Source organism: Faecalitalea cylindroides ATCC 27803 (genome assembly GCF_000469305.1).
Taxonomy (GTDB): domain Bacteria; phylum Bacillota_I; class Bacilli_A; order Erysipelotrichales; family Erysipelotrichaceae; genus Faecalitalea; species Faecalitalea cylindroides.
Genome location: NZ_KI271017.1, coordinates 1 through 14,987, shown reverse-complemented (window position 1 = coordinate 14,987; position 14,987 = coordinate 1). Strand labels below are relative to the sequence as shown.

The following is a 14,987-nucleotide window of genomic DNA, read 5'->3' as shown; positions in this document are numbered from 1 at the left end:
TACGATGCCTGTAATTAATATTTATGTATTTCCTCTAAAATTATGCAAAAAAATCGAGATATATATCCCGATTTCTTCAAATTATTCATTTTTCTTTAAATTCTTCTTTTTTTCCTCTCTCTTGTAACGATCAACATTGTTAATAACCAACATGACAAGATCAAACACGCTAACATTAGGTTTTGATTTGTCTTAGTTGAAGTCTTTATTCCTTCACTGCTTTACTGCGGCCATATTTTACTGTATCATTTCAAACATTAAATATAGTTATTTTCGTTTAAATAAAGGAATGGAATTTATTACAATAGAAATAATGGTACATACCCATAAGATTTTCGATATTGTAGGCACAATATCCATTAATGCTGAAAAATCTTCCTGAGCCACAAAATTTGCGGCATTCTGATAAAAAGCACATACCGTTAAAGCCGTGAAAGCTAAACTAATATATCCTAACCAGCCATGTTGATTTCTTATTACAATATTTAATACCATAAAAACAATAGCAACTAATCCTAATATGATCCACATAAAAATATCACCCATAAAACATGATACATGATAAAAAGAAAAAAGGCCATTAAATGACCTGTCAATCTCTGATAGATAAAATGTTATGAGGCTCAATGCCTACATATACTTTTTGTCCTTCTTCAAACAAGGCAAAACTCCTGAACAATACCTCGGAAGTAAAGAAGACATCTCCACAACGTAATGTATAACGCAATACATTTCCTCGAGAGATAAAGTTTTCAACTACAGCCTCAAAAGTATACATTCCATTATCCATAATTGGTTCTCCTTGAATTTGAACCGTTTCTGGACGGATTGCATAGAAACCATCATCAAACTTTTCCAAAGGTAATAAAATATTTAATTTTGACTTATCTAAAATATTGTAATGTCCAATAAATTCAGCCGCAAATTTAGAAACTGGATGTGTATACAAATCAACTGGTTTTCCACTTTGTTCAATAATGCCTTGATTCATCAAATGAATTCGATCGGACATGATCATCGCCTCATCTTGATCGTGAGTTACAAAGATCGTTGTGATTTTTAACTTCTTTTGAACATTTTTGATTTTTTCCTGAAGCTCGCGTCTTAACTTTGCATCAATCGCACTTAATGGTTCATCTAGCAAAAGCACTTTAGGTTCCATTACTATAGCACGAGCAATAGCAACACGCTGCTGCTGACCACCAGATAACTGTGAAGGATAACTTTTTTCCTTACCTACAAGATCAACCATTTCAATAGCTTTTTTAACTTTTTCTGAAATTGTCAATTTATCCATTTTTGCTATCTTAAGACCAAAGGCAATATTCTCTTCTACATTCATATTCTGAAATAAAGAATACTGTTGGAACACCATGCCAATACCACGTTTTTGTACTGGTAAGTTGGTAATATCTTCACCATCTAAGATGATCTTTCCTGAACTAATTTGTTCAAGTCCAGCTAATGAACGTAGAAGCGTTGATTTTCCACAACCACTTGGTCCCAACAAAGTAACCAATTCACCTTTTTCTACATCAAGATCAATATTCTTTAAAACTTGATTGACTCCATCATAGCTTTTACAAATTCCTCTAAATTCAATATATGCCATTATGACTTCCTCCCTTTTGTCGCCTGTTTATTCTGAATTGTCAATGTTAAAGTTGAAATAATCAAAGTCGTAATAAACAAGATTACGATGATTGCACTGGATGTCTGTCCAGATTTAGACATTGTTTGATACAAGTAAATTCCAGCTGTTCTGAATGAACTTCCGGCAATCATATTTACAACGACAAAATCTGCAAACAGCATCGTAAAAGCTAACATCATCGTTGATATGATACCTCTTTTCATCTGAGGAATAACAATTGTAAAAAATGCATGTAGTTTCGAGCAGCCCAGTACTTGAGCCGCTTCAATCACACATCGAACATTTAAAGCTCCGATAGTATTTTTTAGCCCTCTAAATATATAAGGCAAAATAATAATGCAATATGCTCCTACTAAAAGAAATACACGATTTGATAAAAACCCGGGTTTTCCTGAATAAAGAGAGATTACGCCCGCAGCTAAAATTACACCTTGAATTGCATATGGAATATTGCATAATATTTCAATATACTTTTCTAATTTTGGAATATATAGTGTTATGACATACAGCACTAATAGAATAGAAATAGTACAAATAACAACAGGAACAAACGATATTACGATTGATCTCAACAGTGAATTAATGAAAGCTCCATCAGAAAAGATTCCTGCATAAAAGCTAAGCGTAAATCCTGTTGGAAGAATATCCATCCACTCGGTAAATACAGAATAGAAAAAAGTTAATGCCAAAGGAAGAATCAAAAATGCAGCAATCAAGAATAATATGATCCCGTCCCAAATATGTGTTTTTACTTTCATGCCATGCCTCCTCCAGCTCGTTTCTGTAATTTATTTGTAATCAAAATTGAAAGTACCATCAATGCCATCATAACTAAAGATAAGGCACATCCAAATTCCTGATTCTGGACAACTTCACCAACATATTGTTGTGAAATTCGAATTGGTAACAAAGCAATATTATTGCTTAAAAGAGCATAAGCTGTACCATATGCCGCTAAGGAATTGGCAAATAAAACAGAGAATGTACCTAAGATACTAGGCAATAATGATGGAATAGCAACTTTAAACCAATAATGGAAACTATTCCCTCCTAAAAGACCAACTGCCTCTCTCCATTCTTTTTTTAATCCGCCAAAAATTGGTAACATTAATAAGGTTGCCAACGGAATTTGGAAATAAATATATGTCAACAACAACCCATTGATCGTATACAAATCAAAATCTGCCAAAAAACTGATTCCATAGTTTTTCCCAATCAAGGTCAAGATACCTACATTTCCTAACAAGATCATAAATGCAAATGCCAAAGGTACCCCAGCAAAATTACTTGTAATATTTAATACACTGGTAAAAATATTACGAACTTTAGCACTAGCTGCATTAGCAGCTTTAGCGCCTAAAAATGCAATAATAATACCTGCTAAAGCAGAAAAAATGGAAATCCATAAAGAGTTAAAAATAGATTGCTGATATAGTCTTGTCGTAAAGATCTTTACAAAATGCTCTAAAGTAAAACCATTTCCTCCTGTTTTTGAAAAACTTTCAATCACAATATTGGCAAGTGGTAATATTTCGAATAAAAACGCAATTAAAAAGAAAGGAAGTAAACCTATCAAATACATTTTATTTCCCTTTAAAGACTTATTCATTAAAAGCGACCTCCAATCCTTTCATCCGTTTTGTTGGTTTTAATCCTAACAATTTGCACAATAATGGTGCCATCTGTAAAGTTGTTAATTCTTTTTCATGATATCCGCAGACGACATCATTACTGATAATATAAAGTGCAGTTCTTCTTTGTTCATCACTGTTTCCGCCATGATATCCATTCTGGCTCATACCATGGTCTGCACCTACTACTACGTTATATCCAGCTTCGATCCATTTTGGGATATAGGTTGAAAGCTGTTTATCATTATCCATTACTGTCTTGGCATATTCTTTAGAACCCGAACCAAATCTATGTCCTGCATCGTCAATGCTCATTGGATGGATGAATACAAAATCATAGTTTTCTTTTTCCATAAAGCTGGAAGAAAGTGAATAAAGATGATTATCTGGGAAAACATCTTCATAGTAAAAAAAGCCTTGGTCTATGCAGGAACTTGAATCGTTGTGATATACATCTTTCGCTTTATCAAAAGGAGCCGATATATACAATTCACTGATCCAATAATATGCTAAAGTAAGACTTTTTTTATGGGCTTCATGAAGCATTTTGAACAAATGCTGTTGGTTCGATAAACGACAAATACCATTGTTCACAATACCGTGTTCATATGCTTCCAAGCCGGTAAAGATTGTTTCATACATAGGGCGGGAAGCACTAGGAAGTTCTCCCAGCACTTCATATTTTGCCGCTCTTTGTTTTTCACATAGATGTTCTAAATATCCTAAATGTTCTTTTGCGTATTCACTTTGTAACCCATCCAACAAAACAAACACTGTTTTATTGTGCATAAGCTACTACTTCTTCCTGCCAAGATGTTGCAAGATCAGCTACAGCAGCATCCCAAGCTTCTTGATCTTCAATAAAACGGGCATTTGTATACTGTTCATTTGGTAATAACTGTGCCTGTACTTCTTCTGGTAAAACAACATCATCACGAATTGGTCGAGCGAATCCTTTGGCAAGATTGATCTGTCCTTCATCAGACAAAATATATTCTCTTGCCGCAGCAGCTGCATATGGACGTTTTGTATAAGCGTTGATAATCGTGCAATATCCACTCTGGATTGCTCCATCCGTTGGTACGGATACTTCAAAGTTTGCATCTGGGTTGTTTGCTTGAATCTGAGAACGATAACCCAAAGAGTTATAATCCCATAACACTGCTACTTCAATTTCACCTTTTTCAAGACGAGCCACACTTGTATCACCCATGTCTAAACGACCTTCTTCAGCCAATGTTTTAAAGAAATCTAGCCCTGGCTGGATATCGCTTTCGCTTCCGCCAAATGCGATTGCAGCACTTAATAGGGCACTTTGAGCCTGTGTTGCTACTGAAACATCACCGATCGTTACTGTATAGTCACCATCAAGAATATCCTGCCAACTTGTAGGTGCTGTATCTACAAGATCTGTATTTGTAATAAAGGTAATCGTTCCGTAGTAACCAATGATCCAATCACCATCATCATCCTTAGCCCAATCTGGAATTGAATCCCAATAAGATGTTTTATATGGAAGTGTAACACCTTGTTCTTCCGCTACTGGTCCAAATGACTGACCAACATCTCCAATATCTTTTGTTGCGTCGTTTGCTTCATTAGCAAATAATGCTAATTCCTCAGCACTTGACATGTCTGTATCTGTATGTTTAATTCCGTATGTTTCTTCAATTTCTGTCCAAGTTTCTCCCCAGTTTGCCCATGTATCTGGCATACCAACTGAGTTTACTTCTCCATCTTCTGAAGCTTTTTGAGCTATTTCTTCAAATGTCATAGAATTAAGATCGACTGTATTTGCTGCGCTTTCTTCTGCACATCCTGTAAGACATCCACATGCTACCAAAGCACAAAGACCAGCCTTCAATAGTTTACTTTTCATCCTTGATTTCTCCTCCTAAGTACACTTAAAAATATAGAGCCTGCATGTTAAAAAAACATTACTCAAAAGTTAAATCAACGTTAATTGTCAAAACAAAAATCAAATAAAATTTACATATTCATTCAAATGAAAAATCAAGTTTAAAAGATTGAAAAATTCTATATCTTTTTATAAGTATGCTATAATAGCGTCATGCTAAATTTTAAACAAAAACTATTGATTTATTTCACCGCCTTATCCGCTGGTGCTCTATTGATATCCAATCTTTGCGCAGTTAAACTGTGGAATTTTATTGGTATCGCTGTTGATGGCGGCGTCATCTTATTTCCATTCACTTACATATTAGGTGACTTAACAATCGAATTTTATGGTCAAAAAATTTCTAAAAACATCATTTTTTCAAGTTTTCTGATCAATATCATAGCTATCCTTATATTTTATATCGTCATTGCCTTACCACCCTATCCAGGTTGGAGCCTACAGAACTCTTTTCAAAACGTATTAGGGTTCACGCCAAGGATCATTCTTGGCTCTTTGATAGCCTTTGTCTTATCCAATCTGCTTAATAATTATATTTTTACTCAACTTAAACAAAGAAAAGGCATCTTTGAAAGAGTATTCATAGCCCGTGCTTTAGGTTCCAGCGCCTTTGCCCATTTAATTGACTCTTTTATTTTTGAGACCATTGCCTTTTTAGGTGTATTATCATTCAATGAATTCTTGATACAAGCTGGATTTGCATATATATTAGGATTAGTATTAGAAATCGTTTTATCACCAATTGAAATGATCATTCAAAAACACTTGGAAGGAAAGATAACACATGAATCATAACTATCAAAACAACAATACATTTAGTTTCGAAATCACAAAACGCATTCCTGGACAACTCGGAAGAGCTGGCATCATTCATACACCACACGGTGATATCAAGACACCTGCTTTTATGTGTGTAGGAACCTATGGAGAAGTTCGTTTCATGTCCATGGAAGATCTTCATGCCATCAATGCTCAAGCTATGTTATCTAATGGATATCATTTAAGAAATATATCTCCTGAAATCGCTCAAAAAGGGGGTTTAGCAGCCTGGTCGGGATGGAATGGACCCACACTAACCGATTCTGGTGGGTTTCAAGTTATGTCTCTGGGATCAGGGATGGGCAAGGTTGTCAGCATGGACCGTGAAAAAGAAGTTACCAATACCGATCCAAAAGAAAGACTCGCTCATGTCAGTGAAGATGGTGTTGAATTCTTTGATCCCTTCACCAATCAAAAAGATTTCATTGGTCCAGAAGAATCCATGCAGATTCAATGTCGTATTGGAGCTGATATCCATATGGCCTATGATGAATTAACTTCTTTAGCAGATAGTTATGAATACAATGTTGAGGCCTTGGCAAGAACGGAAAGATGGGCCCTTCGTAGTCTTGAAGAACATAAAAAACGCCATATGGATCTAGGCTATTATCAAGCGCTTTATGGCGTTATCCAAGGTGGAAGATGGGAAGATCTACGACGTTCTGCCTGTAAAAAATTCGCTAAGATGGATTTTGATGGATACGGATTAGGTGGAGCCTTCTTAAAGGAAAGTCTTGGAGAAATCTTAAAATGGTGTAATGAAGAATTACCTGAACATAAACCAAGACACTTATTAGGCTTATCTAGACCGGATGATATCTTGATCGGTGCCCAAAATGGAGCTGATACATTTGACTGTGTTGCCCCATCTAGAGAAGCAAGACATGGAAGAATTTATACTCGTCACGGTAACATTAGTATCAAAAAATTCACTGACAGCGAGGAGCCATTAGATATTGGATGTGATTGTCCAACCTGCCAAGCTGGATGGACAAAGAAAAGACTTCGCGAGCTTTTAAAATCCGAAAACAAAGAAGACAAATATCTATACTTTAATCTGGCTACTGCACACAACCTTCGATTTATTATTCGTTTAACCGAAGAGATTCATCAAGCTATCTTAGAAGAACGATTTGAAGAATATAAGAATAAATTCTTAAAAGATTTTTATGGCAATTAAAAAAGTTCAGAGGCATCCTAAGATGTTTCTGAACTCCTTTTTTATTAAGAAAATAAAGCTGTTAGTTTAATGAATCTAAGATATCTTTCATCTTTTTGGCCAGACCTTTAATTTTGTCTAGTGAAAGAGAACATACCGCAACACGAATTCCTTTGTTTACTTTTACCGTATAAATATGATTTGCCATCAAAGCTTCATGGTATTTATCACGAGTTTCATTATCCATTGACAATGTGACAAAGAATCCTTCTTTATATGGATAGTGTTTTAAACCAACTTCATTGGCTTCTTTGACAAAGATATCGCTTCTTTCTTTTAATAGATTTACATAATAATTTCTTTCCTTATTATATTCATCCAAATGATTTTCTAATACATCAACAAACATAGCCATAGCCCCATTGTTAATATTTGACCAGGTTGCTCTAGCTTCCTTTTCAAATACGATCTTGATCTCCTGCACGATTTCTTCTTGTTGTGCCATGATGATGGCCGCTCCACAGCGTAGACCATAACTTGTCATAGACTTAGACAAACTAAACGCAACGATGACAGCCATATTATCGCTAATTCCATCAAATACAGAATAATACTCTTTCGCCTTTGCCTGTCCATACGAAAAATCGATATACGCAATATCATTTAACAACACAACTTTATGCGTTTTTGAACACTCATTTAAGAAATCAACAACTTCTTTCCATTCTTCCTTTGTCAAAGAATAACCAGTTGGATTATGGCAAGGATCATTGATGATCATGACAAGTTTATCCTGTACTTCCATGACCTTCTTACAAGTTTCTTTAAAAGACGTTAAGTTAAAATGATCTCCTTCAAATAAAGAGTAGTTTTCTACCTTTAAATTATGCATTTGCGCCATCAAAGCATAAGAACCCCAGGCAATTTCTGGCAAGATAATTGTCTGTCCTTCTTCTAAGCACTCATTGACAACCATGCCAACTGCACCGGTTCCTCCCGGAGTCGCAATAACTTCATGATATAGTTTTGAATTTCCATCCAAGACCCAGTCATAAACAGCTTTTTGAAAATCGGGATTTCCCGTAAAGCTTGTCGCATATTTGGCAAGCACTCGATTATCCTGCTTTTTTAAAGATTCGAAAACAGTATCTAAGGCAACTAGCTTTCCATCTTCACTATAAAGAGAACCTATTGTCGCATCGACAACATTTTCTGCACCCACTTCTTCTTTAGCTTTTTTAGCCTTGTCTACGATTACAAATACAGTATCTACGATCGGTGTCTTATTTACACTTTCCTTTGTAAAACTCATCTTAATCATCCTTTCCTTTTAACGAATATGTTCCTAAATATTTTACACTCTGTGTCACCTTTTTAATATCTTTTAAACATTCTCGTGTGTTTTTCATCTCAAGATTTCCATCCATTTCAATAAAAAAGAAATATTCAAATGGTCGATTTTTGATAGGTCTTGACTGAATGCTTTGCATATTTAAACCATGCTGGGCAATCGTTTCAATGATACGAGCTAAAGCCCCACTTTGATGCTTGACAATCAAACATACGCTAAAACGATTCCCTTGTGTCTGTGGTTCTAATCCAATCACAATAAAACGAGTCGTATTCGAAATATTTTCTTCGATATTTTCTGCCAGGATCTTTAATCCATAAAGATCTGCATTTTCCTTGGCTCCGATTGCAGCCTTTCTCACATCATTTTGACTTGCTACATATTGAGCCGCCATAGCTGTATTAGGATAAGCTACAGTCTGAACATTCAACCCTTTTAAAAATACCTTGGATTGTGCTAAAGCCTGATCTTTAGAATAAACCCATTCCACATCTTTTAGTGTAGCATTTTCGACCCCTAACAAACATTGTTCTACTCTTTGATCGACCACCTGCTGTATATAAACCGGGTATTCCAATAAAGCATCTAAAACTTCTCCAACAAGACCAGAATTGGTGTTTTCAAAAGGGATAATCCCATATTGAGCATCCTTATTTACGACCGCCTTAAAAACATCTTCAAAATTTGTATAATTCAATTTTTTCTCGGCCGGAAACATACGACTGGCAACAATTTGAGAAAACGCTCCTTTCACCCCGGCATACGCAACAACATCGCTTGACAATAAAGTTTGTTGAAAATCACGGGAATTGCTCATGACTTTTTTCATAAAGTCAATGTATGAATCGACATATTCTTTATTTTGAATATACTTCTGATTCTTTTCTATGATCGCATCTTCCCTGCCTGCATCCAAGATAGGAAGAGCATTTACTTTTTTATACTCCAATACTTCTTTGACTGCATCTAAGCGTTTTTCATAGAGTCTGGCAATTTCTTTATCGACGCTATCAATTTCTAATCTAGCTTTTTCAATTTGATTCATTTTGTCATCTCCATGCGTATATAATACCATAAGAAACAGGTTTTCATCCGGTTTTCTGAAAATTTTTTCTTTTCGTGCTATTATAGTTCTATATCTAAAGGAGATCATCTATTATGCAATTAAATGTGAATTTAAAAGACTGCGCATATCCAATTACGATTCAACGAAATGCGCTTAACAATATTCAAGAAACGATCCAAACCAATCGTAAGGTCATGATCATCACAGACAGCGGTGTTCCTCAAAAATGGATCGATATCGTATCCAGTCAATGTTTAGATTCTTTTATCGTAACGATTCCAAATGGTGAACAATCAAAATGTTTTAAACAATATGAAGAATTATTGCTGGAAGCTATTGAACATGAAATGACTCGAAAAGACGCCATCATTGCCTTAGGTGGCGGAGTTGTTGGTGATTTAGCTGGATTTGTAGCCGCTACATATATGCGCGGTATTGATTTCTATAATATTCCTACAACATTACTTAGCCAGGTGGATTCAAGCGTAGGTGGTAAAGTCGCTATTGATGCTGGAAACTATAAAAATATCGTTGGCGCTTTCTGGCAGCCTAAAGCTGTCATCATCGACCCTAATGTGCTTTCAACCTTACCACAAAGACATATAAATAACGGACTGGTTGAAGCTTTAAAAACTGGATTGATCCAAGACAAAGAACTGGTTGAACTATTCAAACAAGATGATTTAGATATCGATCAGATCATCTATCGTTCAATCAATGTAAAAAGAAAAGTAGTTGAACAAGATGAAAGAGAATCCAGCCTTAGAAAGATATTAAATTTCGGGCATACGATCGGGCATGCCATCGAAGGAGCCTATGGTTTGGATACTTATCTACATGGAGAATGTGTTGCGATGGGAATGTTATTCTTTATCGACAATAAAGAACTAAAAGAAGATGTATTAAAAATCTATGAAAAACTACATCTTCCTAAAGTACCCGATTATGATGTTGATACATTGATGAACTTTATTCAACATGATAAAAAAAGCAGCTCTTCATCCATAACAATCGTACTTGTCAAACAGGCAGGTACCTATGAATTACAAGAAGTATCGTATGATACTATCAAAACATACTTAGAAAGAGGACCTTATGAAAAATAACTTTGGAACAAATATATCCATGACGATCTTTGGGGAAAGTCATGGTCCCTGCATAGGAATCACCTTGGATGGACTTCCCGCTGGATTTAAGATCAATCTTGAAAGAATAAAAGAAGACATGGAAAAGCGAAAGGCAAAAGGAAGCATATCCACACAACGCCATGAAGACGATGAAGTTGAAATTGTCTCAGGATTTTTTAATGGATATACGACCGGAACCTCTTTAACGATCTTAATCCAGAATAAAAATACCCAGTCAAAAGACTATTCCGATATTCAATATCGCCTGCGACCTGGACACGCAGATTTTAGTGCATATGAAAAATACCATGGCTTTCAAGATTATCGCGGAGGTGGACATTTCTCAGGAAGATTAACAGCTCCTATTGTAGCGGCCGGTAGTATTTGTCGACAAATCTTAGAAACAAAAAACATTTTAATTGGCTCACACATTGAGCAACTTTATGCTTTGCATGATGCTCCTTTTTCAAATAACATTGATGAATTAAAAAAACAAATCCAAATCTTAAACAAAAAAGAATTTTCAACCTTAGATGAACAAGTAGCTCAAAACATGGAACAAGCCATCCTGGAAGCTAAAAATGAGCAGGATTCCATTGGAGGGATCCTTGAAAGTGCCATCATCAATCTTCCAGCTGGAATTGGCGAGCCTTTCTTTGATTCCATCGAAAGCATCCTGGCCCATCTATTATTCAGCATTCCAGCAGTAAAAGGCGTTTCTTTTGGAGCTGGTTTTCAAATGGCTTCTAAAAAAGGCAGCGAAGCCAATGATGCCTTTATCATGAATGATACCATTCAAACAAAGACCAACAATAATGGTGGAATCAATGGTGGTATCTCGAATGGAATGCCTATCATCATTCACACTTGTATCAAACCTACACCATCCATATATAAAACTCAGGAGACGGTGGATTACAAGACTAAAGAAAGCCAAACATTAAATATAAAAGGAAGACACGACCCATGTATCCTTCATAGAGCTCGTATTGTCGTTGACTCTATGATTGCCTTTGGTATTTTAGATCTATTGATGTCTAGCAATGCCAATAATATCTTAGAAAAGGAGATCCAACATGAAAGTTAAGATCACACCATCTAAAGTAAGTGGAACCATAGCCATTCCCGCCAGCAAATCCATCAGTCATCGTGCGATTATCTGTGCATCTTTAGCACAGGGAAAATCAACAATTACAAATTTAACATTTTCCAAAGATATTGAAGCTACGATCAGCTGTATGAGATCCTTTGGAGCTAAGATTGAAGTACAGAAAAACAGCTGTATCATTGAAGGCTGTAATTTATTTGATTTACAAGATGGAATTTGCTGCGACTGTAACGAATCAGGATCTACCCTGCGCTTTTTAATTCCAGCAGGTGCTTTATCCAATAAGAAAGTTACATATCTAGGAAAAGGCAGATTATTAGAAAGGCCTATGGGAATCTATCAAAAAATATTTGATGAGCAAAAGCTGTTATTTGAACAATCACAAGATGCAATCCGAATTCAAGGGAAACTGCAGTCTGGTCATTATCAAATCGACGGAAACATTTCCAGCCAGTTTATCAGTGGCCTGCTCTTTGTTCTTCCTCTTTTAGATTCAGACAGTACGCTTACAATTAATGAACCCTATGAATCAAGATCTTATGTTGATCTAACGCTGGATATGTTGAAATGCTTCGGCATTGAGATCAAACAAGATAAAAATACTTACTATATCAAAGGAAACCAGAAATATATCGCTCATGATGTAAAGATCGAAGGAGATTATTCTCAAATGGCATTCTTTGGTGTTCTTGCAGGCTTGAACAGCTCTTTGACCTGCTCAAACATGAACTTAAATTCTGTTCAAGGTGACAAGGCCATCCTTGATATCTTAGCCAGTGCTGGATGTAGTATTAATTCTAAAAAAGACTTTATTACGATTCATCCATCAAAGTTGCAACCAAAAACTATTGATCTATCCGATTGTCCAGATCTTGGACCTATTTTATGTGTACTAGCCAGCTATTGTGAGCAAACAACAACGATCATTAACGCACAAAGGCTTCGCATGAAAGAAAGCGACCGTATCGAAGCTATGGAAGTAGAACTTAAAAAATGGAATGTCGATATTCAAACTACTTTTGATACAATTACGATCCATGGAAAGAGTGGATATGCCTTAGATGATATTCCAATCATTGATTCACATAACGATCATCGTATCGTAATGGCTATGTGTGTCTTTGGTTTATGTGCCAATACACCATGTATAATTGAAAATGCGCAGGCCATCACAAAATCATATCCAGATTTCTTTGAAGATATCCAACGTATTGGTGGAAAGGTAGAAATTTTATGAATATAGGTATTATCGGACTAGGTTTAATGGGTGCCAGCTTTGCGAAAAGACTCAGTCCTCAAAAAGATAAAACGATTTATGGCATTGACCAAAATGAGCAAACAATACAAACCGCTCTTGAATTAAACATTATCAAGGAAGGTAGTACCGATCCAGGCAAGCTTATCAAAAAATGTAACTTGATCATCCTTGCCTTATATCCAACTATGATCAAACCTTGGATCGTAGAAAACCAGCAATATCTTGAGTCTGGAACGATACTAATGGATATCAGTGGAGTAAAAACAAACATTGTAGAACCTGTTCAGGCAATTTTAAGAGAAGATCTTGAACTCATCAGCATCCATCCAATGTGTGGTCGTGAATCTAGAGGGATTGATTTTGCCCAGGCAGATATTTTTGATAATGCCAACTATATTATCGTGCCTACTAACAAAAACACGCCTAAGGCCATCGAAGCCGCTAAACAGTTAGGAAAAGATCTTCGCGTTAAAAATATTTCCATCCTATCTTGTGAAGAACATGATCGCATGATTGGCTTTTTATCCCAGCTTACCCATGTTATTGCGGTTAGCTTGATGAATACCCATGATAATTCCCATCTTGTCGAATATACAGGCGACAGCTTTCGTGACCTTACTCGTATCGCTACCATTAATGAAGATCTATGGAGCGAGCTCTTCTTATTAAATAAAGATATCTTATTAGATGAAATCGATCAGTTTTTAGATGCAACCAAACATTTTAGAGATTCTTTAGAAAAAGAAGATATTGATGAAATGAAGCGTTTGTTCATTCAATCAACAAACCGAAGAAAATTATTTAACAAATAACTCTGGAGAAATCTAGAGTTTTTTTATCAAATATCGCTAAATTATGGAAAGTTATGTGAAATTAGCACTCTTCTTGAAAAACTGCTAATTTGATGTATAATCTTCCTATAAAAATACTTTAGGAGGTTAAATAATTTCATGAATAAACAAAAGAAACCTTTGTATTGGTACTATTTCATCGTACTGATCATTCTTTTATTATTAGACTTTGTATTCATCCCTATGTATACCAATAGCCGCATTGAAGAAACCAGCTATTCTTCTTTCTTAAATCAAATTGAAGAGAAGAAAGTGGATGAAGTACAAATTGAAAATACCGATATCTATTACACGCTCAAAAATGATGATAATGATAAAACGTATCAAACCGGTGTCATGAATGATCCTGATCTTGTAAATCGATTACAAAATGCAAACGTTGAATTCACTCAAGTCTACACAGAAGCAACCAACCCACTTCTTTACTGGTTTGCGACATTTGCAATCTTTGCCTTCTTTATATGGCTGGGTAACCGCATGTTTAAAAGAGCTCAAAAAGCTGGCGGAAATGATTCCATGTCATTTAATCAAGGTGGATTTGGCTTAGGAAATCTAGGTAAGAGCAATGCTAAAGTTTATGTTGGCCAACAAACAGGAAAAACATTTAAAGATGTTGCCGGACAGGAAGAAGCCAAAAACAGCCTAAAAGAAATCGTAGACTTTTTAAATGATCCTAAAAAATATCAGGCAATTGGTGCTAAGATGCCAAAAGGAGCTTTATTAGTAGGTCCTCCTGGTACTGGTAAAACTTTATTAGCTAAAGCTGTAGCTGGTGAAGCCGGGGTTCCTTTCTTCTCTATTTCTGGTAGTGAATTTGTTGAAATGTTTGTCGGACGTGGTGCAGCCAAAGTTCGTGATTTGTTCAAACAAGCCAGAGAAAAAGCACCATGTATCGTATTTATTGATGAGATCGATACCATTGGTAAAAAACGTGATGGCCAAGGATTAAGCGGTAATGATGAACGTGAACAAACATTGAACCAGTTATTGGCAGAAATGGATGGATTTGACGGTTCAAAGGGTGTTGTTTTGCTCGCGGCAACAA

15 protein-coding genes are annotated in these 14,987 nt (G+C 35.7%); 7 read left to right on the top strand and 8 right to left on the bottom strand.

The features are described 5' to 3' along the window. Nucleotides 1–267 precede the first annotated feature (267 nt). The 6 genes from HMPREF0367_RS06540 to HMPREF0367_RS06515 form a co-directional block, all read right to left on the bottom strand. Entirely contained in the window at nt 268–531 is a 264-nt protein-coding gene (locus HMPREF0367_RS06540) for a hypothetical protein (protein WP_035402471.1), read from the bottom strand. 61 nt (nt 532–592) lie between these two features. Continuing rightward, nucleotides 593–1,612 carry an ABC transporter ATP-binding protein gene (locus tag HMPREF0367_RS06535; RefSeq protein ID WP_022356286.1) on the bottom strand — a complete coding sequence of 340 codons (1,020 nt, stop codon included), beginning with the start codon at nt 1,610–1,612 and terminating at the stop codon, nt 593–595. Next, on the bottom strand, nt 1,612–2,412 hold the full coding sequence (locus HMPREF0367_RS06530) for an ABC transporter permease (protein ID WP_035402468.1): 801 nt from the start codon (nt 2,410–2,412) through the stop codon (nt 1,612–1,614). Before HMPREF0367_RS06530 ends, HMPREF0367_RS06535 begins: the two co-directional genes overlap by 1 nt. Beyond that, entirely contained in the window at nt 2,409–3,263 is an 855-nt protein-coding gene (locus tag HMPREF0367_RS06525) for an ABC transporter permease (protein WP_022356285.1), read from the bottom strand. The genes HMPREF0367_RS06530 and HMPREF0367_RS06525 overlap by 4 nt, the downstream gene beginning before the upstream one ends. Then, nucleotides 3,256–4,074 (bottom strand): alkaline phosphatase family protein, encoded by an 819-nt coding sequence (locus tag HMPREF0367_RS06520; RefSeq protein WP_035402465.1) that lies wholly within the window; start codon nt 4,072–4,074, stop codon nt 3,256–3,258. The genes HMPREF0367_RS06525 and HMPREF0367_RS06520 overlap by 8 nt, the downstream gene beginning before the upstream one ends. Further along, nucleotides 4,064–5,164 carry an ABC transporter substrate-binding protein gene (locus HMPREF0367_RS06515; RefSeq protein ID WP_035402462.1) on the bottom strand — a complete coding sequence of 367 codons (1,101 nt, stop codon included), beginning with the start codon at nt 5,162–5,164 and terminating at the stop codon, nt 4,064–4,066. Before HMPREF0367_RS06515 ends, HMPREF0367_RS06520 begins: the two co-directional genes overlap by 11 nt. 192 nt (nt 5,165–5,356) lie before the next feature. Here HMPREF0367_RS06515 and HMPREF0367_RS06510 point away from each other — a divergent pair, with 192 nt between their 5' ends. After that, nucleotides 5,357–5,998 (top strand): queuosine precursor transporter, encoded by a 642-nt coding sequence (locus tag HMPREF0367_RS06510; RefSeq protein ID WP_035402459.1) that lies wholly within the window; start codon nt 5,357–5,359, stop codon nt 5,996–5,998. Beyond that, entirely contained in the window at nt 5,988–7,202 is a 1,215-nt protein-coding gene (gene tgt / locus HMPREF0367_RS06505) for a tRNA guanosine(34) transglycosylase Tgt (protein ID WP_035402456.1), read from the top strand. Before HMPREF0367_RS06510 ends, tgt begins: the two co-directional genes overlap by 11 nt. Nucleotides 7,203–7,263: 61 nt before the next feature. On the opposite strand, the gene HMPREF0367_RS06500 is transcribed toward tgt, so the two are convergent. Together HMPREF0367_RS06500 and HMPREF0367_RS06495 are read right to left on the bottom strand one after the other, a co-directional pair. Then, complete coding sequence (locus HMPREF0367_RS06500; protein ID WP_035402453.1) at nt 7,264–8,493, bottom strand: pyridoxal phosphate-dependent aminotransferase; 1,230 nt, start codon at nt 8,491–8,493, stop codon at nt 7,264–7,266. A 1-nt stretch (nt 8,494) separates the two neighbouring features. Further along, nucleotides 8,495–9,577 carry a chorismate mutase gene (locus HMPREF0367_RS06495; RefSeq protein WP_035402450.1) on the bottom strand — a complete coding sequence of 361 codons (1,083 nt, stop codon included), beginning with the start codon at nt 9,575–9,577 and terminating at the stop codon, nt 8,495–8,497. A 113-nt stretch (nt 9,578–9,690) separates the two neighbouring features. On the opposite strand from HMPREF0367_RS06495, the gene aroB reads away from it, so the two are divergent. The 5 genes from aroB to HMPREF0367_RS06470 form a co-directional block, all read left to right on the top strand. Next, nucleotides 9,691–10,704, top strand: coding sequence for a 3-dehydroquinate synthase (gene aroB / locus HMPREF0367_RS06490; RefSeq protein ID WP_015535437.1), 1,014 nt, complete (start codon nt 9,691–9,693; stop codon nt 10,702–10,704). Next, nucleotides 10,694–11,812 carry a chorismate synthase gene (gene aroC, locus HMPREF0367_RS06485; protein ID WP_035402446.1) on the top strand — a complete coding sequence of 373 codons (1,119 nt, stop codon included), beginning with the start codon at nt 10,694–10,696 and terminating at the stop codon, nt 11,810–11,812. Before aroB ends, aroC begins: the two co-directional genes overlap by 11 nt. Continuing rightward, nucleotides 11,802–13,070, top strand: coding sequence for a 3-phosphoshikimate 1-carboxyvinyltransferase (aroA, locus tag HMPREF0367_RS06480; RefSeq protein ID WP_035402443.1), 1,269 nt, complete (start codon nt 11,802–11,804; stop codon nt 13,068–13,070). Before aroC ends, aroA begins: the two co-directional genes overlap by 11 nt. Continuing rightward, entirely contained in the window at nt 13,067–13,903 is an 837-nt protein-coding gene (locus HMPREF0367_RS06475) for a prephenate dehydrogenase (RefSeq protein ID WP_035402440.1), read from the top strand. Before aroA ends, HMPREF0367_RS06475 begins: the two co-directional genes overlap by 4 nt. Nucleotides 13,904–14,041: 138 nt before the next feature. Further along, nucleotides 14,042–14,987, top strand: a 946-nt coding sequence (locus HMPREF0367_RS06470) for an ATP-dependent metallopeptidase FtsH/Yme1/Tma family protein (RefSeq protein WP_035402438.1), incomplete at its 3' end; no start/stop codon positions are given.

What these genes read in the sequence shown, in the direction of transcription:
- HMPREF0367_RS06540 (WP_035402471.1), bottom strand. Translation starts at nt 531, where the DNA reads ATGTGGATCATATTAGGATTAGTTGCTATTGTTTTTATGGTATTAAAT.
- HMPREF0367_RS06535 (WP_022356286.1), bottom strand. Translation starts at nt 1,612, where the DNA reads ATGGCATATATTGAATTTAGAGGAATTTGTAAAAGCTATGATGGAGTC.
- HMPREF0367_RS06530 (WP_035402468.1), bottom strand. Translation starts at nt 2,412, where the DNA reads ATGAAAGTAAAAACACATATTTGGGACGGGATCATATTATTCTTGATT.
- HMPREF0367_RS06525 (WP_022356285.1), bottom strand. Translation starts at nt 3,263, where the DNA reads ATGAATAAGTCTTTAAAGGGAAATAAAATGTATTTGATAGGTTTACTT.
- HMPREF0367_RS06520 (WP_035402465.1), bottom strand. Translation starts at nt 4,074, where the DNA reads ATGCACAATAAAACAGTGTTTGTTTTGTTGGATGGGTTACAAAGTGAA.
- HMPREF0367_RS06515 (WP_035402462.1), bottom strand. Translation starts at nt 5,164, where the DNA reads ATGAAAAGTAAACTATTGAAGGCTGGTCTTTGTGCTTTGGTAGCATGT.
- HMPREF0367_RS06510 (WP_035402459.1), top strand. Translation starts at nt 5,357, where the DNA reads ATGCTAAATTTTAAACAAAAACTATTGATTTATTTCACCGCCTTATCC.
- tgt (WP_035402456.1), top strand. Translation starts at nt 5,988, where the DNA reads ATGAATCATAACTATCAAAACAACAATACATTTAGTTTCGAAATCACA.
- HMPREF0367_RS06500 (WP_035402453.1), bottom strand. Translation starts at nt 8,493, where the DNA reads ATGAGTTTTACAAAGGAAAGTGTAAATAAGACACCGATCGTAGATACT.
- HMPREF0367_RS06495 (WP_035402450.1), bottom strand. Translation starts at nt 9,577, where the DNA reads ATGAATCAAATTGAAAAAGCTAGATTAGAAATTGATAGCGTCGATAAA.
- aroB (WP_015535437.1), top strand. Translation starts at nt 9,691, where the DNA reads ATGCAATTAAATGTGAATTTAAAAGACTGCGCATATCCAATTACGATT.
- aroC (WP_035402446.1), top strand. Translation starts at nt 10,694, where the DNA reads ATGAAAAATAACTTTGGAACAAATATATCCATGACGATCTTTGGGGAA.
- aroA (WP_035402443.1), top strand. Translation starts at nt 11,802, where the DNA reads ATGAAAGTTAAGATCACACCATCTAAAGTAAGTGGAACCATAGCCATT.
- HMPREF0367_RS06475 (WP_035402440.1), top strand. Translation starts at nt 13,067, where the DNA reads ATGAATATAGGTATTATCGGACTAGGTTTAATGGGTGCCAGCTTTGCG.